At 58.9% G+C, this 2,020-nt stretch carries 2 protein-coding genes; one reads left to right on the top strand and one right to left on the bottom strand.

The features are described from left to right. Positions 1 to 1,442, top strand: a 1,442-nt coding sequence (locus tag AC2FND_RS20105) for a phenylalanine--tRNA ligase subunit beta (protein ID WP_496771468.1), incomplete at its 5' end; no start/stop codon positions are given. A 42-nt stretch (positions 1,443 to 1,484) separates the two neighbouring features. On the opposite strand, the gene AC2FND_RS20100 is transcribed toward AC2FND_RS20105, so the two are convergent. Continuing rightward, a partial coding sequence (locus tag AC2FND_RS20100; protein ID WP_496771467.1) for a LysR substrate-binding domain-containing protein occupies positions 1,485 to 2,020 on the bottom strand: 536 nt, incomplete at its 5' end.

The raw sequence follows: 2,020 nt of genomic DNA, 5'->3' as shown, positions 1-2,020 counted from the left end.
CGGGCATCATGGGCGGTGAGGAAACCGGATGTACCGAGGAAACGGTAAACGTTTTCCTCGAAAGCGCGTTCTGGGATCATGTGCAAATTGCGCTCACAGGCCGTGCGCTCAAGATCAATTCCGACGCGCGCTATCGGTTCGAGCGCGGTGTCGACCCGGAGTACACCCGCGAGGGGCTGGAACACGCGACCCAGATGATTCTGGACATCTGCGGCGGAGAAGCCTCCAACGTGGTTGAGGCTGGCAAAGCGCCGAACCATGCGCGCGCATACAAGCTGAATGCGGAAAGGGTGCAGTCTCTGGTTGGGATGGATATTCCCGAAAGCGAACAGCGACAGACCCTGACCCGTCTGGGCTTTCGTCTGGAAGGCGAGATGGCCCATGTCCCCAGCTGGCGCCCGGATATCCTGGGCGAGGCCGATCTGGTGGAAGAGGTCGCGCGGATTGCTTCCTTGACAAAGCTGCAAGGCAGGCCGCTGCCGCGCGTGACCGAGGGGATACCGAAACCGGTAATGACCCCGACGCAACGCCGTCAGTCCATGGCGCGCCGTACCTGCGCGGCGTTGGGTTATAACGAATGCGTCAGTTATACGTTCATTGATCAGGCTTCGGCGGCTTTGTTCGGTGGTGGTGAAACTACGACCATGCTGGAAAACCCGATCTCGTCCGAGATGAGCCATATGCGCCCCGATCTGTTGCCCGGCCTGTTGCAGGCTGCGGCCCGCAATCAGGCGCGTGGTTTCGCGGATGTCGCCCTGTTCGAGGTCGGTCCGGTCTTTCACAATGGCGAGCCGGGTGATCAGAATACCCAGATCACCGGTCTGCTGGTAGGACGCTCTGGCCCCAAGGATGTGCACGGTGCTGCGCGCCCAGTGGACGTGTTCGACGCCAAGGCAGATGTAGAGGCCGTTCTGGCCGCCATTGGCGCACCCGAAAAGGTTCAGATTCTGCGCGACGGCGATCCATGGTGGCATCCGGGTCGTCATGGCAGAATCTGTCTGGGTCCGAAAAAAGTACTGGGTGTCTTCGGAGAGTTGCACCCGCGCATTTTGCAGGCCATGGACATAAAAGGTCCGGCAATGGCATTCACCATCTGGCCGGACGAAGTGCCTTTGCCCCGCAAATCTGGTGCCACCCGCGCTGCGCTGGAACTGCGCGACTTGCAGGCGGTCGAGCGTGATTTTGCCTTTGTCGTCGATGCCGATGTCGAAGCGCTGACGTTGGTAAACGCAGCCGCAGGTGCCGACAAAGCACTGGTCGAGAGCGTGCGTGTCTTTGACGAATTCATCGGCGGCAGCCTTGGTGAAGGTAAAAAGTCCCTTGCCATTACAGTGCGCCTGCAACCGACCGAGGCGACTCTGAAGGAAAAAGACATCGAAGCTGTGGCCGAGAAGATCATTGCCAAGGTTGCCAAGGCGACGGGCGGGGTGCTTCGCGGTTAGAGATTACAGGCTCAAATAGAAAGCGCGCCTTCGGGCGCGTTTTTATTTGGACAGGAACTTGGTCAGTAAGTCATAGACCAGTCGGATGCGGCGGCTGGTGTGCAACTCGCGATGCGTTGTCAACCAGATCGGAAATGTGATGGCCTCCATCCCGGGGCACACACGCTCCATACCTGGTGTCGCATCACCGACGGTCTCCGACATGGGCGCGATGCCAAAGCCTTGCTTGGCGTATTCCCAAGCCACTATTCCGTTCTGAGACCCAAGCCGGAAATTCTCGTTGGTCAGGTGAATGCCAAGCGGTTTCAGATAGGCGATCATCTGATTGTCGTCGCCGAAGCTGATGAACTCATGTCGTGAAAGGTCCTGCTTTGACTTCGGGCGTCCCGCACGGTTGAGATACTCTGTGGTTGCATAGAAATGCCCCGACGCCTCCTGTACCAGCTTCGCGATTAGGTCGGGTTGATCAGGACGGACATGGCGGATCGCGATATCTGCCTCGCGCCGCATAAGATCCTGAATATCGTTTGAGGCAATCACGTCAATCCGCAGGCGCGGGGCTTGCGTCCGGATTTCGC

Source organism: Ruegeria sp. BHSB056 (assembly GCF_059613305.1).
Note: the sequence above shows the minus strand (reverse complement) of the source record. Positions and strands in the feature narration are given on the sequence as shown.